The organism is Sphaerospermopsis sp. FACHB-1194, from assembly GCF_014696235.1.
Classification (GTDB): domain Bacteria; phylum Cyanobacteriota; class Cyanobacteriia; order Cyanobacteriales; family Nostocaceae; genus Sphaerospermopsis; species Sphaerospermopsis kisseleviana.
The window spans coordinates 127,730-145,620 of sequence record NZ_JACJPU010000003.1; the positions used below are offsets into that span (position 1 = coordinate 127,730).

Annotated in this window: 12 protein-coding genes, 1 tRNA gene and 1 pseudogene; 9 read left to right on the forward strand and 5 right to left on the reverse strand. The window is 36.9% G+C overall.

The features are described from left to right. Window positions 1–4: 4 nt before the first annotated feature. The 7 genes and pseudogenes from H6F45_RS26340 to H6F45_RS03055 all read left to right on the forward strand — a co-directional run. Window positions 5–154 (forward strand): annotated as a pseudogene (locus H6F45_RS26340) (type II toxin-antitoxin system Phd/YefM family antitoxin); the annotation flags it as partial. Then, entirely contained in the window at window positions 151–357 is a 207-nt protein-coding gene (locus H6F45_RS03030) for a Txe/YoeB family addiction module toxin (protein ID WP_190346415.1), read from the forward strand. The pseudogene H6F45_RS26340 and the gene H6F45_RS03030, both read left to right, overlap by 4 nt. A gap of 100 nt (window positions 358–457) precedes the next feature. Next, a complete protein-coding gene (locus tag H6F45_RS03035; protein WP_137667612.1) occupies window positions 458–1,027 on the forward strand; it encodes a Uma2 family endonuclease in 570 nt (189 codons plus the stop codon). Between the two features lie 79 nt (window positions 1,028–1,106). After that, a complete protein-coding gene (locus tag H6F45_RS03040; protein ID WP_190346416.1) occupies window positions 1,107–2,768 on the forward strand; it encodes an ABC transporter substrate-binding protein in 1,662 nt (553 codons plus the stop codon). Between the two features lie 198 nt (window positions 2,769–2,966). Beyond that, window positions 2,967–3,992: an ABC transporter permease gene (locus H6F45_RS03045; protein WP_137667614.1), complete on the forward strand. Its 1,026-nt coding sequence runs from the start codon at window positions 2,967–2,969 to the stop codon at window positions 3,990–3,992. 277 nt (window positions 3,993–4,269) lie between these two features. After that, window positions 4,270–7,323, forward strand: coding sequence for an N-6 DNA methylase (locus H6F45_RS03050; protein WP_190346417.1), 3,054 nt, complete (start codon window positions 4,270–4,272; stop codon window positions 7,321–7,323). 34 nt (window positions 7,324–7,357) lie between these two features. Next, window positions 7,358–8,017 (forward strand): hypothetical protein, encoded by a 660-nt coding sequence (locus tag H6F45_RS03055; RefSeq protein WP_190346418.1) that lies wholly within the window; start codon window positions 7,358–7,360, stop codon window positions 8,015–8,017. 78 nt (window positions 8,018–8,095) lie between these two features. On the opposite strand, the gene H6F45_RS03060 is transcribed toward H6F45_RS03055, so the two are convergent. Together H6F45_RS03060 and H6F45_RS03065 are read right to left on the reverse strand one after the other, a co-directional pair. Continuing rightward, the gene (locus H6F45_RS03060; RefSeq protein ID WP_190346419.1) at window positions 8,096–9,211 is read right to left on the reverse strand and encodes an ABC transporter permease; all 1,116 of its coding nucleotides are present in this window, start codon (window positions 9,209–9,211) and stop codon (window positions 8,096–8,098) included. Window positions 9,212–9,399: 188 nt separating this feature from the next. After that, window positions 9,400–10,275, reverse strand: a complete 876-nt coding sequence (locus tag H6F45_RS03065) for an Npun_R2479 family HD domain-containing metalloprotein (RefSeq protein ID WP_096565103.1) — start codon at window positions 10,273–10,275, stop codon at window positions 9,400–9,402. Window positions 10,276–10,670: 395 nt separating this feature from the next. Here H6F45_RS03065 and H6F45_RS03070 point away from each other — a divergent pair. After that, window positions 10,671–10,742 (forward strand) — tRNA-Gly (locus H6F45_RS03070). Between the two features lie 108 nt (window positions 10,743–10,850). Here the strand turns inward: H6F45_RS03070 and H6F45_RS03075 are convergent. Then, window positions 10,851–12,845 (reverse strand): WD40 repeat domain-containing protein, encoded by a 1,995-nt coding sequence (locus H6F45_RS03075; protein WP_190346420.1) that lies wholly within the window; start codon window positions 12,843–12,845, stop codon window positions 10,851–10,853. A 436-nt stretch (window positions 12,846–13,281) separates the two neighbouring features. Continuing rightward, on the reverse strand, window positions 13,282–14,298 hold the full coding sequence (locus H6F45_RS03080) for a sulfate/molybdate ABC transporter ATP-binding protein (protein ID WP_137667618.1): 1,017 nt from the start codon (window positions 14,296–14,298) through the stop codon (window positions 13,282–13,284). Window positions 14,299–15,013: 715 nt separating this feature from the next. On the opposite strand from H6F45_RS03080, the gene chlP reads away from it, so the two are divergent. Next, window positions 15,014–16,234 (forward strand): geranylgeranyl reductase, encoded by a 1,221-nt coding sequence (gene chlP, locus H6F45_RS03085; protein WP_347237698.1) that lies wholly within the window; start codon window positions 15,014–15,016, stop codon window positions 16,232–16,234. Between the two features lie 379 nt (window positions 16,235–16,613). Here chlP and queA read toward each other — a convergent pair whose 3' ends face one another. Further along, complete coding sequence (gene queA, locus H6F45_RS03090; RefSeq protein WP_190346421.1) at window positions 16,614–17,738, reverse strand: tRNA preQ1(34) S-adenosylmethionine ribosyltransferase-isomerase QueA; 1,125 nt, start codon at window positions 17,736–17,738, stop codon at window positions 16,614–16,616. Window positions 17,739–17,891: the final 153 nt, after the last annotated feature.

A 17,891-nucleotide genomic window follows, 5' to 3' on the forward strand; every position in this document is an offset into this window, starting at 1 on the left:
TAACAAGGCCATTTTAATTTCTCTAGAGGAATTTTCATCATGGCAAGAGACATTATATTTACTGTCAAATCCTGTTAACGCCAAGCATCTTCTTTCTTCAATTCAATCAGCAAAAGCAGGTGATATTATTGAGAGAGACTTAATAGAAGAATGAAACTCACATTTACAGAAGCTGCATGGAATGATTATTTGTGGTTTCAAGATACTGATAAAAAACTCTTAGAAAGAATTAACACTCTGATTAAAGAAATTCTGCGAACTCCGTTTGAGGGTATGGGTAAACCAAAGCCATTGAAAGCTAATCTATCAGGTTATTGGTCTAGGCGCATCAACACCGAACACCGTCTGGTTTATTAAGTGTTAGAAGAAAACTAGAAGAAAACTAGAAGAAAACATAATTATTGTAGCTTGTCATTTTCATTATCAGGATTAGATATTAAGTACGGGAGAAACAGCAATGACAGTGGCAATTGCTAAAAAGATGACCTTTGAGGAATTTCTCAACTATGACGATGGTACGGATACTTTATATGAATTGGAAAATGGAAAATTAATTCCCATGCCTTCGGAAAGTGATATAAATCAACGAATAGCTATATTTCTATTGATCTATTTTTCTCAATTAGGTATCCCGTCTTCTCGTTTACGGATGAAAGCTGAGATAGCTGTAAATAGTAGAAGTGTAGGTGTGCGTATACCTGATGTGGTAGTTTATTCTGAAGAGTTAGCGGTGGCAATGGCAGGAACTACTCGTTCACTGGTATATATGGATATGCCACCACCATTATTAGTTGTTGAAGTGGTCAGTCCTAATCAGGCTAATCGTGATTATCGCTACAAGAGATCCGAATATGCGGCGCGGGGTATTCCTGAATACTGGATTGTTGATCCCATTACTCAAAAGGTGACAGTGTTGGAATGGGTAGAAGGTTTTTATGACGAGCAGGTGTATGAAAATGACAGCTTGATAGTTTCTCCCATATTTCCAGAACTCAAGTTGACTGCTGCTCAAGTTTTACAAGGATGAAAATCTTTGATATGAAAAACAGCTTATATAAATATAACATATATATTAAGATGATTAACTGCTGATTTTAGAAAAATTAATGTTGATAACTGGGTTTTTCAGGTCTATAAGACGGTTGGGTAAGGTAACAAAATTCCTGTCGTTGTTCTCCTTGTGTTTCTTGCTGGCTGTAAGCTGTACTCCAAGTCCCCAACCAACTACACCACCTAGTCCTGGTGCGGTGAATACTCCTGCTGGTGATGGTAGGATTACTATCGGGACAACAGCAAAACCGAGAACCCTTGATCCTGCTGATGCTTATGAGTTAGCATCCTTGGGTTTAGTCTTTAATATGAGCGATCGCCTATATACTTATGAACCAGGTAGTACAGAAATTAAACCCCAACTAGCCACAGCTTTACCTAAAGTTAGTGAAGATGGTTTAACATACACCATTCCCCTACGGGAAGGAGTAGTTTTTCACGATGACACACCTTTTAACGCTAAAGCAATGGCATTTAGTATCCAGCGTTTTATCGAAAATAAAGGTAAACCATCTTTTCTACTTTCCGATACAATTGAATCCGTGAAAGCTACAGGGGACTATGAACTTACAATTAAATTGAAAAAACCCTTTGCGGCTTTTCCCGCATTATTAGCATTTTCTGGAGTGTGTCCAGTTTCACCTAAAGCTTATGAACTTGGTGCGGGGAAATTTCAACCTAATACCTTTGTAGGAACTGGTCCTTATAAATTAGCCCAGTATGGTACAGATTCTTTAAGATTGGATGTTTTTGAGAAATATTGGGGAGAAAAACCAGCAAATAAAGGTGTTAATGTGCAAATTCAAACCAGTCCAGTGAATTTATTTAATGCTTTTAAAACTGGTGCAGTTGATGTTGCTTATTTATCTTTACAACCAGATCAAATTCGTAGTTTAGAAGATGGTGCGAAAAAAGGAGATTGGCAAGCTATCACTGCTCAAGGTAGTGTAGTTAGTTATATGGTGTTGAACAGAAATCAACAACCATTAGATAAACCAGAAGTGAGAAGTGCGATCGCCTCACTCGTTGATCGTCCATTATTAAATGAACGGGTATTATATGGTCAAGCAGATCCACTTTATAGCATGATTCCCACAACCTTCAATGTTTCCCAACCATTATTTAAAGAGAAATATGGTGATGGTAAATTTGAAGAAGCGAAAAAATTGTTAACTACCGCAGGTTTTTCCAAAGAAAAACCCGCCCAAATTCAAGTTTGGTATCCTGCAAGTTCACCCACCCGGAGTTTAGCAGCACAGACATTAAAATCCTTAGCTGATACTAAAATGGACGGGATATTACAACTAGAAGTTAAAACCGTAGAAGGGGCAACATTTTTCAAAGAAATTTCCAAAGGTTCATATCCCATCGCTTTGCTAGACTGGTATCCAGACTTTTTAGATCCAGATAATTATGTACAACCATTTTTATCCTGTGAAAAAGGTTCAGAAGCTAAAGGTTGTGAAGATGGTGGAAGTCAAACTCAGGGTTCTTTTTACTATAGTGAAACAATGAATAAACTCATTGATCAACAACGTCAAGAACAAAACCCAGAAACGAGAAAGAAAATCTTTACTGACATTCAAAATCTAGTTTTAACTGATGTTCCTTACGTTCCCCTATGGCAAAACAAAGATTATGTATTTGCCCAAAAAGGCGTAACAGATGTCAAACTTGATCCTACTCAAAACTTGATTTACAGAACAATTAAGAAGTAGTTCTTAGTCATTAGTCATTAGTCATTAGTCATTAGTTATATTTATCCTGACTCCTGACTTCTGTACGGGCGAAGCATTCGGAAAATAGCCTGGGACAAAAATTTACAATTAGTCGCCCGAATGCTTCGCCCCTAAGACTCCTGACTCCTTCAACTCCTTGAACTCCTGAACTTCCTGAACTCCTGACTCCTAATAAATATGTCCCGTTCTAAAGCCTTACAATATTACATAGTTTCTCGGTTGCTATTTGCACCACTGCAACTATTAACTATTATCACCATTGTTTTTTTATTATTAAGAGCCACTCCTGGAGATCCAGCAGATGCAATTCTTGGTGGACGTGCGCCAGAAAGTGCTAAGGAAGAACTCAGAAAACAACTAGGTTTAAATTTACCCATCTGGTTACAATATCTCAATTATTTGGGAAATATACTACGTTTTGATTTAGGAACTTCCTTAACCAGTCGCGGTCAAAATGTGTGGGAAATTATCAGCCAACATTTTCCAGCTACAGTAGAATTAGCCGTTTGTAGTATGCTGGTAGCTTTAATTGTGGGAATTTTAGTAGGTACACTTTCCGCCTCTCGTCCCGGTACTTCTTTTGATGTTGGTGGGCGTTTATTTGGCATTATTACCTATGCACTCCCCATGTTTTGGGCGGGAATGTTATTACAATTAATATTCTCAGTTCAATTACGTTGGTTTCCTAATTCTAATCGTTTTCCTCCTAATATTTCCCCACCTCCAACTCTTACTGGTTTATATACAATTGATAGTTTATTAAGTGGAAATGTAAGTAATTTTTTCACAGCTTTACATCATTTAGCTTTACCCAGTATCACTTTAGGAATTTTGCTCAGTGGTATTTTTGAACGTATTGTGAGAGTGAATTTAAAACAAACATTAAAAGCTGATTATGTAGAAGCAGCTAGGGCGCGAGGAATCCCGGAAAATAAGATTTTAATATCCCATGCTTTAAAGAATGCCTTAATACCTGTAATTACAGTCTTAGGATTAACATTTGCTTCCCTATTGGGAGGGGCAATTTTAACAGAAGTAACATTTTCTTGGCCAGGGTTAGCAAATAGATTATATCAAGCTATTTCTGAACGGGATTATTTTACAGTGCAGGGTATTTTAGTATTTTTTGGGGCAATTGTTGTGACTGCGAGTATTTTGATTGATATTCTCAATGCTTATGTAGATCCAAGAATTAGATACTAGGGAAGACAAAAAATTAATCCTATCTTGTGGTGCGGGTATCCTGCCCGCTTTTTTGCATGATTTTTATTTACCCCAGGTCAAAAATCATAACTGACTACTAACTACGATATTAAGTTCAGTTTTTGCATTTATAAACATTTATCAGTTAAAATAAAATATTGACTTCATACATATTTCTTAGTATTCTTGTTCTATCTTATAGAAGATAATGGATTTAGCCATAAATTTGTCATGAGTTTAATGTGTTCAGTTAACTAAAGAAAAAGGAGAAGTTCTTTTGCAGTTAGAACAACTCTTAGACGTAATTAACTATACTCAGTCGGCAAACTACTGTGATAGCAGTGTTCAACATGACCCCTCGACTGAGCATACATTCCGTGCTGCAAAACAAGCCGGTGTAAAGGGAACTTATGTTTTTCACACCAGTCCACCCAGTGATGAAATTTTACCTCCTAGACCTGCCGTTCATGTTGCAGAAGCCAAAACACCAGAAGAAGCCAGAGATATTCATCGCAAACTTTGGAATCTTGGTAACGCACCATTTTTAATAGTAATTCTTCCCCATCAAATTAGAGTTTATACAGGTTTTGATTACGACCAAGAAGAAGAGAATCAAGGCTTAATAAATACAGTTGATGCTAATATCGCCGATATTAAATCTAAATTAGATTATCTTTTTGCTGAGTCAATAGATTCTGGTAAACTGTGGCAAACTCAAGCTAAAAATCTTATTCCTGAAAGGCGCGTTGATCTACATTTGCTTAACAATCTTGAAAAGTTAGGAAAGAGGTTAGAAGAAAAAGGGGTTAATATATCAATTGCTCACGCATTAATTGGTAAGTACGTCTATATTCGATATCTTTGGGATAGAGGAATTTTATCTAACAAGTGGTTAGAAGAAAATAATATCAACCTTGATAGTGTACTTAGCCGTAATGCCACTTTAACGGGTTTTAGGAAGCTAGTTGAAGCTTTAGAAAAACGCTTCAATGGTGATATTTTCCCTCTACCATTAAAAGGTAAAGAAGCACCAGAAGATGAAATAATTTCCTTAGTAGCTTCTGTATTTAAAGGAGATGATCCTATTTCTGGTCAACTTCATCTTGACTTTGATATATATGATTTTTCTTATATTCCTGTTGAAACACTATCTTCAATATATGAGCAGTTCCTCCATGCACAAGGTAAAGGAAAAAAAGTCGGTGCTGTTTATACCCCTGAGCCTTTAGCAGACTATTTAATTTCGGAACTTAACTATACTAAAAATCTCAAAAAAGGAATGAAAATTCTTGACCCATGTTGCGGCTCTGGAATTTTTTTAGTGTTAGCTTATCGTAGATTAATAGAAATAGAATTAGCTCAAAATCCAAATAAAAAATTTCATCCTACACAACTTAAACAAATTCTTGTAGACAATATTTATGGTATTGAGCGAAATTCTGATGCTTGCTATGTAACAGAATTTAGTTTAATTTTAACGATGCTCAACTATATTGAGCCTCCAGATTTACATAAGAACAAATATTTTCAATTTCCAGCATTACATAATTATAGAATTTTTGAATGTGATTTTTTCGATAATCAAGCTGAAATTTTTCAAAGTAATTTAAAGTTTGATTGGATTGTAGGGAATCCACCCTGGATAGAACTTAAACCGGATACAAAAGGTGAAGAATTAGCACGCAATTGGATTAATAACAATTATGTTTCTCGTCCAGCTACGGGTAACAGAGTTTGTGAAGCTTTTAGTTGGCGAGTAACTGATCTTCTAGATGATAAGGGTTGTGCAGGTTTACTTATACACGCCAAGAGTTTATTTAACCATGAGTCTGAAAAATACCGTAGAAACTTTTTTCAGCAACATGAAGTTGTAAGAATTACTAACTTTTCCAATTTGGCTTATGTTCTATTTGGCAAAAGGGGAGAAGCACCTGCGGCCACTGTAATTTATAGGAAAGCTAAACCGGAACAAGAAAAACCACCAATTGTTCATTATGCTCCTTTTGTCATTAATCAAATTTCTAATCGCCCTTGGAAGGAAGATAAAAAAACTTCAACTTGGATAATTACTATTAATGAGAATGAAATAGAAACCGTTTTACCTGATGAAGCAGAAACTGGAGAGGCTATTGTTTGGAAACTAGCCTTGTGGGGTAGCTACCGTGATAAAAGAGCAATTCAGCGTTTACGCCGATTGTTTTCAATTAGTTTGGGTGAATTAATTACAGAAAAAGGTTGGTTTCTTCATCAGGGATTGCCATTAAAAGACAGTTCAATCTGGTATGGTAAAGATAGAAGTAAAGTTGAACCTGCACCTTATCTTGAAGGACGCAAATACCTTAATGCCAATTTAATGGTCAGGTCAAAGCTTCGTTTTTCTATTCATGATGAAGTATTAGAAATAATTACACCACAAAAGTGCTTCATAGCAAAAGGCAGAAAAATTGGTTTAAAAATCTCATCTGCTCCACATCTAGTTCTAACTCCCAATTACTTTGTGTTTAGTAATAAAGAGTTCGTGATTACTCATCCCAAAGTAGGTCTATCAGCAAGCAGCCATGATGCCGATTATTTACGCGCTCTTGCTGTTTTCTTTAGTTCAAGTATTAGTAAGTATTACCTCTTTTTCCAAAGCTCTTCATGGGGTGTTGATAGCAGTATTATTAGTCCCAGAGACATTAAAAATATTCCAGTTCCTAATTTATCATTAGAACAAATTATAGCATTAGCAAATCTGCAAAAAGAACTAGCTTCTTTAGAGATATCTTATTTGCATGAAACAGATTTGGTTAGAGAAAAACTAGATCAGGAACTTCAGGAAAGACTGGATATAGAATTGGAAAACATAATTAAAATTCCTAGAAATATAAGTATTTTAGCAAGAGATTTTTGGCGGGTTAAATTTAAACTTAACAAAGGTAAAGCAGTTAATTCAGCTACCGTAATACCAACAGAAGAAGCATTGCTAAATTATGGGCAATGTTTAGCAAATGAATTAGATGATTTTGCAGATGGTAGCAGTGTACATCACAAAGTTTCTATAGTCTACTCTGAGAAAATGATCATTTGCACAGTAGAAATCATTAAATCAAATAGCTTAATAAATGTTACTGTTGAACGAGAAAATAAACAATTATTATCTTTTTTGGTAGAAATTCATCAGAAGCTAAGAGAGCAATTTAGTCAATGGGTGTACATTCAACGTGGTATACGTATTATAGATGGTTCAAAAATTCATATTTGTAAATCTCCTCGCTTGATTGACTGGACAAAAACACAAGCCTTAAATGACTCTGATGACATTATTGCTGAAATTCTTTCTTACAGATAGAGGTAAAAACTAATGATAATGGAGCAAGATATAAATGACACAAAGACAGCCTGATCCAAATTGGATTGCCACTTATGATAGTTTCTTTCGCAGAGACGCACATCAGCTACTTGCATGGGGCTATGAAGATGCTCGAACTAATATTAATCCCACATTAGAAGAAACTGTGATAACAGGCTTCATAGCTGAAAAAATAGATAAAAGGTTTGATGATCCTGATACTCCATCTCGTTTTGACCGTTATTATTTGAGTGAAGAGAAGCCAATAACGGGTGAAGGTAGGACTGGAAAGTCTAGGCGCAGGTTGGATCTTGTAGTTGAATGGAGTGGGTGTAAACCACGTCCCAAATATGTTTTTGAAGCAAAACGTTTGCGTAAAGGGGGATATCCCATAAGTAAATACACAGATAAAGAAGGATTACAAGAATTTATAGCTGGAACTGCTTATGCTGCTCAATATCCAGAAGCGGCTATGATTGGCTACATTCAGAGTGATAATTATGAATATTGGATTAAAGAACTTCAGAGGAAATTTACTGAATCTAACAATGGTCTTTCTGTAATACAACAATTGAAACCAATTCAGGTTATTGCTTCTTTCCCCAATGAGTGGATGAGTCAGCATGATCGCTTAACAGGAATCCCAATAACTGTCTATCATATTTTCCTTGATTGTTCTGAAATTTCCATCTAAGAAAATAGAGTTAGCGATCGCTCTAACAAGATTCAAGATATCAATATAGAATGAATGCGATCGCATTTTACCACTTATTTATCTTTGCAAACTGCGAGGATCAAGGGCATCTCTTAACCCATCACCTAATAAATTGAATGATAAAACAGTCAGAATAATCAAAATAGCAGGTGATAAAACTAGCCAAGGTTGTAAGACTAAAATTGAAGCATTACTAGCTAAAGAAAGCATATTTCCCCAAGAAGGATCAGGTTGTTGAATACCTAAACCAATCAGACTTAACACTGCTTCTGCACCAATAAAACTCGGAATGGTCAGAGTAGCAGAAATAATTACATAAGTGGCAGTTTGGGGTAAAATATGACGGAGAATAATATAAATTGGCTTACCTCCCATTGCCAGTGATGCTTGGACAAATTCTCTTTCTTTAATTGATAAAACTTGACCACGAATTACTCTAGCTAAACCTGCCCAACTGATCACAGAAGTAATTACAACTATTAATAAAAAGCGTTGTGTACTGGTTAATTGAGGGCTGAGAACTCCTGATAATGCTGCTAACAAATAAATGCTGGGAAAAGTCATTAACACTTCTGCTAAACGCATAATCACACTATCAATTACACCTCCAAAATAACCAGAAATACCACCGATTATTAAACCCAAAGGATAGGTAATGATGATGCCAAAAATCCCAATAAATAAACTAATCCTACCACCATAAAGCAGACGGCTAAATTGATCCCGTCCTTGTTCATCAGTACCTAAAATATTAAATTTGGCTTCACCTGTAGAACCAAATAAATGCAAATTTAGGGGAATACCAGGAATAATAGTAACTTCATCCCATTTGGTAGGTAGGGGTAAACTGAGTTGAAATAATCTATATTCTGGACCGGAAACAAATAAAGCCAAAGGTGAAGGCTGTTTAAAATCTACAATTAACTTACGTTCCCCTGTTTCTAGATTTGTATCTCCTTGAATTGCTGGATAAATATGGGGTCCGATAAATTTACCCTCTGGAGAAACCCAATAAATGCGGGTAGGTGGCAATAGCGAACCATTTGGCTGTGAATCATAAGGATTATAAGGTGCGATAAAGTCAGCCCCAATGACTGCTAAATAGAACACTAATAGTATAATTGCCCCAAATCTTGCTAAGGAATTTTTTTTGAGTTTTTGCAACCAATTCATAATTTTTTTGACAAAACTTATTTACAAAACAATGAATGATAATTAATAGAGTTAGTAATTCATTCAGCTAAATCTCTAATGTATGTAAGTTTCTATTTATAGATCAGGTAAAAGTTAAGAGTGGCTAATTTCACAACTACCAATTACCCATTACCAGCCTGAAATATAAGCTACATAAATTTAGTGATTTAACCATTTAACTGTTCAGCTAAATACCTTATTTCCTCATTCTGTTTTTCATGTTCGACCACAAACACATTAGCATAAAGATTAGCTAAAACTTGTTTTCCTTGTTGTGTCAGTCCTAGATAACGCAATCCTTCTTTGATATAAGGATAGACACCATTCCAGTAAAATTTGGCGTAGTTTTTACGTAAGTCTCCAGGATTTTTATAACCTAAAGCTTTATTCACTCCGGTTTCTTCAAATTCATAAAATAAACTTGTAATTTTTTTCAGGTAACGGGGATCACTTAATTGCCCAATCAAATCAGCAGCACGTACTATGCCGGCAAAATGAGTGGTATCTTGATGATCATCGGCTCTAGGAACTGGAAACCTGGTTAGTTCAATATTGTTCTTGATCACTTCTGAATCTATCAAAGGATGTCCACCAAATCTTTCATCAATAAATAGTTTAGCCCGATCTACATGATAGGGTGTGAGACTAGCATCAGAAGCACCAGGAGGAAGAGCAACCATGTTGCCATTTTGTCCTGTAGCATATAAACTTTCTGCTTCTTGATCTTCGCGGCAAACTCCTTTGACATAACCAATATCGTGACACAATAAGGAGATAATCACGTGCAACCAATCTTCGCTGGAAACTCCTCCTTCTCGGATGTGTCTACCACGCAAAATTTCTTGTCCGACGAGGGTAACGAGAACAGAGTGTTCCACATTGTGATATAAAGCATCACTGTTGGCGATGTTTTCCAAAGCCATGTTACCAGCCCAAGCTATGATGTCTTGATAATCAGTTTTTAAACCGCCGTAGGTACGTCGATAACCTTCTCGCAGTTGATTTACAAAAGCATCAATGATAATTTCAGTGGTATTGAACATAGAGGATTAGAGGATTCTCAGGGTATATATTTTTATAATCATGTTTATCTGTTGCAATTTCGTTCAATGTAAATCCTTTATCTTACCAGTTAAAGGGGCGATCGCTTTCTAACTCTAAAAAAGATAAAACTTTTCACGTTTATGAAGCGCATCGAATAAATAACCAAGTTACTATACTCAGAGACTTTGGTGCTTCTGACTGCCATTGGATTCAGTTTACATTATCTATCTCAATTTTTCCTAGCAACCCAAGAATTTCATTTATAAGTTATCATCCTTTGCTATTAACTGTCTTGTGTCTCTTCCCTCCTATTTGTTCTAGAAAAATCCGTTACTGATTTTCGCGGAATTTATGATATAATAGCCCATAGACTAGATTTCCATACTTGTAATCTGCGGGTGTAATTCAGTGGTAGAATGTCTGCCTCCCATGCAGAATGTCGTGGGTTCGAGTCCCATCACCCGCTTTCCAAATTTATTGTCCTATTTTCCCAAATATAATAAATGTAAGAGTAAACGCTACAGTTTTTTATAGCAGTGAAGAGGGTTTTACTCTTGACTCCTGCTATATTAGGTTATTGCTCAGACTGCCAAATCCTGATTGTATGATCAGCACTACCACTAATTATCTTATTTCCGTCAACATTAAAAGCTACAGAATGAACAGTTGATAAATGTCCTGAAAGAGTATTTATCAGTTCTTGACTATACAGATGCCACAGCTTAATTGTATTGTCACTACTGCCACTAGCTAGAATTTTTCCATCAGGACTGAAAGCAACACTTGTGACTGCATCTGTATGACCATCAAAGGTATGAATCAGTTCTCCTGTAGACAGAGACCAAAGTTTAACTGTATTGTCATGACTACCAGTAGCAAAAATTTGATTATCAGGACTAATAGCTATAGTATTAATCACATCTGAATGTTCAGTAATACTATTTATTTCTGAACCTTTTTGGGTATTCCATATTTTGATAGTCTTGTCAGCATCACAGCTAATTAACTTTTGTCCATCTCCACTGAAAACAAGAGAATTAATATAATTTTTATGCTTAGTGATAGTATATATTAATTTTTCAGTGTTTAAGTCCCATAATTTGATAGTTTTATCCATACTTGCGGTTGCCAACAAATTACCATTAGGAGCAAAAACAACTGAAGTTATACAACCAGAATGCTCAATGAATGTTTTACTACTCAGAGCATACCATAGCTTAAAAGTTTTATCATAGCCGCCACTAGCAATGATGTTTCCATCAGCAGAAAAGGCTATTGAGGAAACATAGTTGGAATGACCCGTTAAGTTTTGCAGAAGTTCTCCCGTTTGGATATCCCAAATTTTAATACTTTTATCTGCACTACCACTGGCAAAAGTTTTTCCTTGGGGATTGATAGCTATAGAAAAAACATAATTTGAATGACCATAAAGAGTATTGACACAACGCCAAATTATTGGTTTTTCTATTTGAAGAAATACTAAATTTTTCAATTCATAGTTATAAACTTCCCTATATTTTTTGATAACAACTCTGAGTTTTTCTAACATTTCATTAGTCCAGATTGTGGGAAAATCTGCACTTAATTTAAATAATTGAGGTTCATAATTTGGATCAATATTCAAATAATACCAATCCGCCAAGAATGCTGCTAATAACTTGTGTAGGACGACAATAGTTTGCCTAATTGCTCGCAAACTCTTGGTTTCATCATTACTATCATCCTGAATATTTTCTTTGAATTCTTCCCAGTTCCAAGGTTCAAAAGATAAAGATACTGGTTCTTGAAGACCCCAAAATTTCACATTGAAATAAACTTCATGATCTGTGATATCAGTGTAAATAATTGCTGTGGGTACGGCCGATAAAATTGTCTCTAATTGTTTGACTTCAGCATCAAAAATTGAACGCTCAAAATATTTTCCATAAAATTCTACTGGGCAATAATCACCAGATAGGGGATAGTATTTCTCTAAAAATAATTTTAGTTGATTACGAATTTCCTTTTTCAGACTATCACGGAATGATATAGGAAAGTCATCGCTAATATCTGGTGGAGGCACTAACATCAATAACCGTGGTTTCTTTTGTTCATCTATAAAAATTCTCTGTGCTTCATCACGACTTAAAATGCCTGGCCATTTCTGCTGGTCAAAAATCCCTTGAATTTCTTTTTGCTTCAAATCAATTTCTTTAGCAGTTGTTTCTCTACTTAAATCTAGATATAATGCACTTAACTTACTCCTGTCCTCTATTTCTTCCCGCTTCAGTCTTAGTAATTTTTCTTCTCTTTCTGATAATAATGTTACTTCTATTTCTGAACTATCCGAATTATCTGAATTAATAGTTGTTTCTTGAATTTGCAGAAATTCCTGCCTTCTAGCTTCTCTGCGCTGATAGTAATCCATTTCTGCTTGGATTACCCGCTGATCTTGTCTAACTTTTTGCAGTGTCGCGGATAAATTGATCTGGTTTTGTTTAAGAAGAGTTTGGCTAGTAAAGGCTGAAATAATTTTGTTAGTAGTATTATTTACAAAATCAACAGCTGCACCAACGATATCAAATGTCATATAAGTTATCAGGCTAAGAACAATGAACACTTAGTCAATTTTAACCATTAGACATCTCCGAAAATTACATAAGCATAACCTGAAACCCATTCGTAGGGACAATTCATGAATTGTCCCTACATCTTTTTCGGAGAGGTCTATTCAATTCCCTGATGTATCCGGATAAAATAGGTTGCTTTAGTATTAATTATATTAATAACAGAAAAACCACTCCAGAAGTACAGGCAAGGGGTAAAGTTTAATTTTAATTAATCTTCTCCTGGAGTGGGTTTGGGGTTAAGTTGACCTCTAAATAGGGTTTGCTGAAAAAGTCTCTTCGTGAGGGCTTGGAGACAGGAGCAAGAATGAATTATGATGGTGTTCCATGCTTTTTTGCTGTCTACTTATCCTTGTTAGTTCGATTTGAGAGCCTTTCTTGCAGAACTAGCAATTTACGTTAAATAGAATAATAAAGCGGGAAAGATTTTGCATCTTTGGGCTTGACATAAACTCGCTCTTGTGGTTCTAATTTTAACTCATCAAAACGTTCCCGTGTTAAATGAGCAGTAAAATTTTGCCCATCATCCAAGGTTAATTCTACTTGAATTTCCCAACCCAAATGAATGACACGATTAACTATAGCAGATGCAGTTGTACCATTCGCATCTCTTTCGACAATTACATCTTGGGGACGTAAAAATATTTCTGGGTTAGCTGAGTCGAAACCACTGCTTTGAAAAATCTTGGCAGAACTCGGTAAAACATTCACAGGACCAATGAAACTCATTACAAAAGCCGAAGCAGGATGATCATAAATTTCTGCGGGTGTTCCTACTTGTTCTACTTTTCCTTTGTTCATAACTACGATTTCATCAGAAACTTCCATAGCTTCTTCTTGATCGTGAGTTACAAACACGGTGGTAACGTGAACTTCGTCATGGAGACGGCGTAACCAAGCACGTAAGTCTTTACGCACTTTAGCATCTAACGCCCCAAATGGTTCATCTAGTAATAATACTTTAGGTTCTACGGCTAAGGCTCTGGCTAAGGCTACTCTTTGTCTTTGTCCTCCTGAAAGTTGAGAAGGATAGCGATCGCCTAATCCACTTAGCTGCACTAATTCTAACAGTTGTTCTACTTTACCGTGTATTTTCTTTTTCGGTGCTTTGCGAATTTCTAAGCCAAAGGCGATATTTTGCCTCACGGTTAAGTGCTTAAATAAGGCATAATGCTGAAATACAAAACCAATATTTCGCTCTTGTACACTTTGATAGGTAGCATCTTTCCCAGTGAGAATGATTTTACCACTATCCGGCATTTCTAACCCCGATATTAACCGCAGTAGTGTAGATTTACCAGAACCAGATGGTCCTAGTAATGCCACCAGTGAACCACTTTTGATTTCTAGACTTACCTGATCTACAGCCTGGAAGCTGCCAAATTGCTTAGACACATTTTCAACTACTATGCCCACTGGTTTTATACCTCTGTGACTAATCTACGGTTTAGGAGTAGAATTACTGTAGTTTTATTTATATCATAAATGGGGAATAGGGAATAGGGAATCGTTTCCGGTATCTTACCAACTACAACCGCCACAATCTAAAGCACCGCAATCAGGAGTAATATTGATTAATTCAGGACAATTACAAGCGGTATCAGTACAATAGACATCTTCAAAATAGAATGTATTAATTTGTCATAAGTTGTAGGGGCGAAGCTTATGGGCGATAATTTAACGGAAAAATCAGACATATAGATATTCCATAAGCTTCGACCTGCCCCCATAAATAAGTTCCATAATTTCTTTTCTGAAGATGTCTAATTAATTCCTATATCCACAACATCAAAAATATCCTGACAAGATGATAGGGGTGTTTTTGGCTGAGGTTTCCTGTTTTGTTGATTGTCTGTTTGTGTTGGTGGTTCTAGTGCCCAGTCACCAGTCCCCAGTTCCCAGTCCCCAGCCTAAACCAGAAAACCAACAATTTAGTTAATATTAGAATTTTTTGTAGTTATCATTTACAAAAATCTACTCATAACCCCTGATTGAGTATTTTTACTTGCGTTTTTATGACGAAATGTTAAGGAATATTGCAATTCTGTCAAAACATTAAGCTTGAGCGTCATATCAGCCGAAACTCCATGATAGGATGCTTTCGGTAAATGTGAAGATTGGGAGTAAACCTTTGACATTACGGGTTGCTGTTGTGGGTTCGGGCCCAGCCGGTTCATGCGCTGCTGAGACATTAGCAAAAGCTGGCATTGAAACATATTTATTTGAGCGCAAGCTAGATAACGCTAAACCTTGCGGGGGTGCTATTCCCCTGTGTATGGTAAGTGAATTTGATCTACCTCCAGAAATCATTGACCGTCAAGTGCGGAAAATGAAAATGATTTCTCCCTCTAATCGTGAGGTAGATATCAATCTGGTAAATGAAGAAGAATATATAGGAATGTGCCGTCGTGAGGTTCTGGATGGTTTTCTCCGTAACCGTGCGGCTAAATTAGGCGCAAACTTAATTAACGGTACAGTTCAAAAACTGGATATACCCACCAATAACAATGATCCCTATACAATTCATTATTTTGATCATGCCGTAGGTGGTGATAGGGGAGAACCTAAAACCCTAAAGGTAGATTTGATTATTGGTGCTGATGGTGCTAACTCCCGCATTGCTAAGGAAATGGATGCAGGGGATTACAATTATGCGATCGCCTTCCAAGAAAGAATTCGCATTCCTGAAGACAAAATGGCCTACTACCATGACTTAGCGGAAATGTATGTAGGTGATGATGTTTCTACTGACTTCTACGCTTGGGTATTTCCCAAATACGATCACGTAGCAGTTGGTACTGGCACAATGCACGTTAACCAACGAGACATCAAGAAATTACAAGCTGGTATTCGCGCCCGTGCTGCGGAAAAATTAGCTGGTGGTAAAATCATCAAGGTAGAAGCTCACCCCATTCCTGAACATCCCCGTCCTCGTCGTGTAGTTGGCCGGATCGCTTTGGTTGGTGATGCTGCGGGTTATGTTACCAAGTCTTCTGGTGAAGGTATTTATTTTGCAGCGAAGTCTGGGCGGATGTGTGCAGAAACCATTGTTGAGGTTTCTAACAATGGTGCGCGTATTCCTTCTGAGAAAGAGTTGAAACTTTACATCAAACGTTGGGATAAGAAATACGGACTCACTTACAAAGTGTTGGATATTCTGCAAACCGTGTTCTACCGTTCCGATGCTACCCGCGAAGCGTTTGTAGAAATGTGTGATGACATGGATGTACAACGGCTAACTTTTGATAGCTATTTGTATAAAACTGTTGTTCCAGCTAACCCCATTACACAATTGAAAATTACAGCGAAAACCATAGGTAGTTTGTTACGTGGTAACGCACTTGCTCCTTAATGGGTGACTGGGGACTTGGGACTGGGGACTGGGGACTGGGAATGTTAATTTTTTATTTTTTCTCATTCCTGGATATCCTGATTGCTGTAGGGGTTTAGCAAAAGCTGATTTTTCTCAACTTGAGGTTAAAACCATCACCGGACTGGGAATAAATTCCCAGTCTCATAGTAAAAAGCATTTGGGTGATAATTTGACGGAAAAATAAGACATCTAGATAACCCAAGTTGCTAGTTATGGGGAAGAGCGATAGCTACGCTGCACTTCGTGAACGCTAGGGTGAAGTTTGGGAAATAATTAGGGAATAGGGAATAGGGAATAAATCAAGTCAAAAGTCAAAAGTCAAAATTAATAAGTTTTGCCTCCTGCCTCCTGCTTCCTATCACCAATCACCAGCATTAATAGTTGCTTGAGGTAAGATCAGCATGGCATCACCAAAGGAATAAAAACGATATCGAGATGCGATCGCTTGTTCATAAATTTTTAACAATCTTTCTCTACCAATCAACGCACTTACCAGCATCAATAAACTAGAACGGGGTAAGTGAAAATTCGTAATCAAACCTTGTACCACTCGCCATTGATAACCAGGATAGATAAATAAATTTACCTTGCCCACATAAGGTTGTAAATCCCCTGATTGTGCCGCACCTTCTAACGCCCGGACTACTGTAGTACCAACGGCAATAATTCGCCCTCCAGCAGCCTTAGTAGCCTTAATTTGTTCTACTGTAGCATTACTAACTTCAATCCATTCTTCGTGCATTTGGTGAGTTGTTACATCTTCTACTTCCACTGGACGAAAAGTACCCACACCGACGTGCAAAGTTAAAAAAGCTTGATTAATGCCAATATCGCGTAATTTTTGTAAAAGTTCTGGTGTAAAGTGTAACCCGGCTGTGGGTGCAGCGATCGCCCCCTGTTCCTGGGCATAGACAGTTTGATATTGTTCATCAGCAGCAGAGGAAGCATTAATATAAGGAGGTAAAGGTATTTCCCCGAACTTCTCCAATACTTGCACCAAAGGCACATTTTCCGGTAAATCAAACTGCAATAACCGCCCCCCAGTGGCTTCATCTCTTTCTACAACTGTGGCTGTTAGTTCATTACCCGCAGCTAATTTTTGCCCATCAAAAATAATCTGAGTTCCTGGTTTAAAGTATTTTCCCGGCTTCACCAAAGCCAACCAACGGTTATGCTGTCGTTCTTCCAACAGCAAAACCTCTACCTCCGCACCCGTAGATTTGCGGCCATATAACCTGGCTGGAATAACTTTCGTATTATTCATCACTAACAAATCCCCAGATTTGAGTATTTCCACTAAATCTCGGAAAATGTAATCAAGTGCTGGTTTTTCTACTCCCGTACTCAGGGAATCTATCACCAACAAACGAGAACTATCTCTAGGAACAGCCGGGTTTTGGGCAATTAATTCCGTCGGTAGTTCATAATCATAGCCAGATAAAGAACGGTCTAAATCCACACCTTGATTTTCTAAGTTAGACATTTTTCTAAAAGGTAAACAGGGAATAGGTAATGGGTAATGGGCATTGGGCATTGGGCATTGGGCATTGGGTTATTCATCCTCCCAGTCACCAGTCACCAGTCCCCAATCACCAATCACCAATCATCAAAATTGGGTAAATCTCCCCATATAAAA

Bases quoted from the DNA above. Each gene is read 5' to 3' on its own strand.
- H6F45_RS03030 (WP_190346415.1), top strand. From the start codon at position 151: ATGAAACTCACATTTACAGAAGCTGCATGGAATGATTATTTGTGGTTT.
- H6F45_RS03035 (WP_137667612.1), top strand. From the start codon at position 458: ATGACAGTGGCAATTGCTAAAAAGATGACCTTTGAGGAATTTCTCAAC.
- H6F45_RS03040 (WP_190346416.1), top strand. From the start codon at position 1,107: ATGTTGATAACTGGGTTTTTCAGGTCTATAAGACGGTTGGGTAAGGTA.
- H6F45_RS03045 (WP_137667614.1), top strand. From the start codon at position 2,967: ATGTCCCGTTCTAAAGCCTTACAATATTACATAGTTTCTCGGTTGCTA.
- H6F45_RS03055 (WP_190346418.1), top strand. From the start codon at position 7,358: ATGACACAAAGACAGCCTGATCCAAATTGGATTGCCACTTATGATAGT.
- H6F45_RS03060 (WP_190346419.1), bottom strand. From the start codon at position 9,211: ATGAATTGGTTGCAAAAACTCAAAAAAAATTCCTTAGCAAGATTTGGG.
- H6F45_RS03065 (WP_096565103.1), bottom strand. From the start codon at position 10,275: ATGTTCAATACCACTGAAATTATCATTGATGCTTTTGTAAATCAACTG.
- H6F45_RS03075 (WP_190346420.1), bottom strand. From the start codon at position 12,845: ATGACATTTGATATCGTTGGTGCAGCTGTTGATTTTGTAAATAATACT.
- queA (WP_190346421.1), bottom strand. From the start codon at position 17,738: ATGTCTAACTTAGAAAATCAAGGTGTGGATTTAGACCGTTCTTTATCT.